We start from the raw sequence: 4,085 nt of genomic DNA on the forward strand, positions 1-4,085 counted from the left end.
GTTCTCCACCGAGTTCTCGCTGCGGATGATGGCCGACATCCAGGAGTGGTTCATCGCCCAGAAGGTGCGCAACTTCTACTCGGTGTCCATCTCCGGCTACCACATCGCCGAGGCCGGGGCCAACCCCATCAGCCAGCTCGCGTTCACCCTGGCCAACGGGTTCACCTACGTCGAGGCCTACCTGGCGCGCGGCATGGACATCGACGACTTCGCGCCCAACCTGTCCTTCTTCTTCTCCAACGGCATGGACCCCGAGTACTCCGTGCTGGGCCGGGTGGCTCGCCGGATCTGGGCGGTCACGATGAAGGAGAAGTACGGCGCCGGCGAGCGCTCGCAGAAGCTGAAGTACCACGTGCAGACGTCCGGTCGGTCGCTGCACGCGCAGGAGATGGACTTCAACGACATCCGTACCACCCTGCAGGCGCTGATCGCGATCTACGACAACGCCAACAGCCTGCACACCAACGCCTACGACGAGGCGGTCACCACCCCGACCGAGGAGTCCGTACGCCGGGCGCTCGCGATCCAGCTCATCATCAACCGCGAGTGGGGCATGGCGATGAACGAGAACCCGCTCCAGGGCTCGTTCATCATCGACGAGCTCACCGACCTCGTGGAGCGCGCGGTGCTGGAGGAGTTCGACAGCATCAACGAGCGCGGCGGCGTGCTCGGCGCGATGGAGACCGGCTACCAGCGTGGCCGCATCCAGGACGAGTCGATGCTCTACGAGCACCGCAAGCACGACGGCTCCCTGCCCATCGTCGGCGTCAACACCTTCGTCAAGCCCGACTCCGACGTCTCGCCCCCGGAGGTCGAGCTGGCCCGCGCGACCGAGGCCGAGAAGGAGTCGCAGCTGCGCCGCGTGCGGGAGTTCCAGGCCGCCCACGGCCCGGAGGCGACCGAGGCCATCGCCCGGCTCAAGGAGGCGGCGGTCTCCGGCGACAACGTCTTCGCGGTCCTCATGGACGCAGCGAGGGTCTGCTCGCTGCAGCAGGTCACGGAGGCCTTCTTCGAGGTCGGCGGGCAGTACCGCCGCAACGTGTGACCGCCGACGACCTCGGGCATCCCCTCGCGCCGCTCGCCCACGCGGGACCCGTACGCCGGGTCGTCTCCCTGGTCCCGTCGATCACCGAGGCCCTCGCCAGCGTGCGACCCGAGGCGCTCGTGGGGGCTACGGAGTGGTGCACCCACCCGGCCGATCTCGACGTGCCCCGGGTGCGGGGCACCAAGAACCCGGACCTGGCGCGCATCGCCCTCCTGGACCCCGACCTGGTCGTGGCCAACAAGGAGGAGAACCGCGAGCTCGACGTCCGCCGGCTGCGCGAACGGGGCATCCGCGTGTGGGTGACCGACATCGAGACCGTGCCCCGGGCGCTGCACTCCCTGGGGCGGCTGCTCGACGAGGCGCTGCAGTGGCCTCGGCCGCCGTGGCTGGCGACCGCCACCGCACTGTGGTCCGGCCCGCCGCCGCCGGTGACCCGCCGCGTGCTGATCCCCGTCTGGCGCGACCCGTGGATGGTGGTCGGGAGCAGCACCTTCACCGGCGACCTGGCTCGCCGCCTCGGCTTGGCCAACGTGTACGCCGCCCACCCGGAGCGCTACCCGCACGTCGACCTGGCGGACCTCGACGCCGCCGGCGCCGACGCCGTCCTGCTCCCGGACGAGCCGTACTGCTTCACCGCCGACGACGGTCCCCCGGACTTCGCGACCACCCCGACCGAGCTCGTCAGTGGACGCCTCCTGACCTGGTACGGCCCGTCGCTGGTCGACGCCCACCGGAGCCTGGCGCGACCCGGGACCTGACCCGACCAGGCGTCGGGAATGATCGACGTACCGCACCCGTTGACGTCGATGTAGTTGACTCGTCAACGACAGGCTGTCCGTCCATCCGTCCCGCCGCACCGTGAGGACCCGCCATGAGCACCGTCGACCCGACCCCCACCGTGGACGTCCGTCGCGCCGAGGACCGCTTCTCCAGCCAGTTCGGCTGGTTGGACTCCAAGCACTCCTTCTCCTTCGGCCACCACTTCGACCACGCCAACACCCMCCACGGACTGCTGCTGGTCAACAACGACGACGTCGTCGACGCCGGCACCGGCTTCGACACGCACCCCCACCGCGACATGGAGATCGTCACGTGGGTGCTCGACGGCTCCCTGGTCCACCAGGACTCCACCGGGCACAACGGGATCATCTACCCGGGCCTGGCCCAGCGGATGAGCGCCGGCCGCGGCATCATGCACTCGGAGAAGAACGACTCCTGGCGCCTGACCGGGGACGCCCACCGCGACCCGGTCCACTTCGTGCAGATGTGGGTCGTGCCCGACGAGGACGGCATCACCCCCGGCTACGAGCAGCTCGAGATCGACCACGAGCTGCTGTCCGGCGGCCTCGTCCCGGTCGCCTCCGGGATGGACAAGCACGACGGGGAGGCCGCGATCCGGATCAGGAACAAGTACGCCGCCCTGTACGCCGCGCGCCTGCAGCCGGGCCATTCAGTCGAGCTCCCCGAGGCGCCCTTCCTGCACCTGTTCGTCCCGCGTGGGGCCGTCACCCTGGAGGGCGCCGGTCCGCTCGTCACCGGCGACGCGGTCCGGTTCACCGCGACGGGTGGCCAGAGGGTGACCGCCACCGAGGCGGCCGAGATCCTGGTGTGGGAGATGCACGCCACCGTCGCCGCATGACGACCGACGTGCGCAACGACAAGGCGCGTCAGCGCTACGAGATCGTCCGCGACGGCACCACCCTCGGCCACGCCGCCTACCAGGAGACCGACCGGCTGGTGGTCTTCACCCACACCGAGGTCAACCCCTCGCTGGAGGGCCAGGGCATCGGCGGGCTCCTGGTCCGCGGCGCCCTGGACGACGTCCGCGGCCGCGGCCTGACCGTGCTGCCGATCTGCCCCTTCGTCCAGGCGTGGATGTCCCGGCACCCCGAGTACGCCGACCTCGACTACCGCAGCCCGGGCAGCACGGTCACGGACTGACCGACCGACGGCGGGGCTCTCAGTCCCCCGTCCCCCGACCCTCGACGACCTGCGCCTGGCGCACCGTCGTCGGATCGGTCAGCACGGTGGCGAGGCACAGCTCAGCCGCCCCGTGCAGCTGCGCCGAGGTCCCGAGCGAGCTCGGGACGACGTCGAGGTCGCCGTACACCTGGTCGAGGCTCTGCTTCCGAACGGCGCTCAGCATGGAGTCCCTGAGGTGCGGGTGGAGGGCCTGGAACATGCCGCCCAGCACCACCACCTCGGGGTTGAGCAGGTTGACGAGGTTGCCGATGCCGACCCCCAGCCAGCGACCGATGTCGGCCACGGCGCGGGCAGCCGTCTCATCGCCCGCCGCCAGGCGTTGCTCGACGGCGGCGACCGTGTCCTGTGTCGACGCCGCGGTCGGGCCCAGGGCGCGGACCAGCGCCGCCTCGCCCGCCTCGGTCTCCCAGCAGCCGCGCGCGCCGCAGGTGCAGGCTCGGCCCCGGGGGTTGACCATCATGTGGCCCGCCTCGCCGGCATAGCCGGCCGCGCCCAGCATCGGTCGTCCCCCGATGATCAACCCGGCGCCGATCCCCACCTCACCGGAGACGAACACGAGGTTGTCGAAGCCGCGCCCGGCACCCCTGCGGTGCTCGCCGAGGGCGCCGAGGTCCGCCTCGTTGGCGACGTGGACCCGGTCCGGGGCGAGGTCGAGGCCGGCTGCCAGCAGCGCTCCGACCGGCACCCCCTTCCAGCGGAGGTTGGGCGCGAGATGGACGAAGCCGTCCGACCGGCGGGTCAGCCCGGGGACTGCCGCGCCGACGCCCACCACCGCCTCCGACGGCAGTGACCGCGCCATCGACCCGCAGATGTCGCCCACCCGGCGTACGACGTCCTCCGGCGAGGAGCCACGCCGCGGGAGCCCCGTCCGGACGAGGTCGAAGACGTGTCCACCCAGGCCGATCGCGGCCACGGTCACGGACTCCACGCCCAGCTCGACGGCCAGCGCGACCGCGGCGTCGGGACGCACGTGGACCATCGGCGAGGGCCTCCCCGGCCCGGACTGCGAGGCGACCCCCCGCTCGAGGACGAGGCCGCGTGCCACCAGCTCCTGCAC

Annotated in this window: 5 protein-coding genes; 4 read left to right on the plus strand and 1 reads right to left on the minus strand. The window is 71.4% G+C overall.

Translation table 11 applies throughout. The annotated features are described in order from the left end of the window. From ACXJKL_RS16085 to ACXJKL_RS16100, 4 genes are all read left to right on the plus strand, one after another. A partial coding sequence (locus ACXJKL_RS16085) for a methylmalonyl-CoA mutase family protein (protein ID WP_457208035.1) occupies positions 1-1,045 on the plus strand: 1,045 nt, incomplete at its 5' end. Continuing rightward, a complete protein-coding gene (locus tag ACXJKL_RS16090) occupies positions 1,042-1,803 on the plus strand; it encodes a helical backbone metal receptor (RefSeq protein ID WP_457208036.1) in 762 nt (253 codons plus the stop codon). The genes ACXJKL_RS16085 and ACXJKL_RS16090, both read left to right, overlap by 4 nt. Before the next feature lie 113 nt (positions 1,804-1,916). Beyond that, entirely contained in the window at positions 1,917-2,684 is a 768-nt protein-coding gene (locus ACXJKL_RS16095) for a pirin family protein (protein WP_457208037.1), read from the plus strand. Next, entirely contained in the window at positions 2,681-2,986 is a 306-nt protein-coding gene (locus tag ACXJKL_RS16100) for a GNAT family N-acetyltransferase (RefSeq protein ID WP_457208038.1), read from the plus strand. The genes ACXJKL_RS16095 and ACXJKL_RS16100 overlap by 4 nt, the downstream gene beginning before the upstream one ends. 19 nt (positions 2,987-3,005) lie before the next feature. Here ACXJKL_RS16100 and ACXJKL_RS16105 read toward each other — a convergent pair. Further along, positions 3,006-4,085, minus strand: a 1,080-nt coding sequence (locus ACXJKL_RS16105) for an ROK family protein (RefSeq protein WP_457208039.1), incomplete at its 5' end; no start/stop codon positions are given.

The sequence above is a fragment of the Nocardioides sp. P5_C9_2 genome (assembly GCF_054049555.1).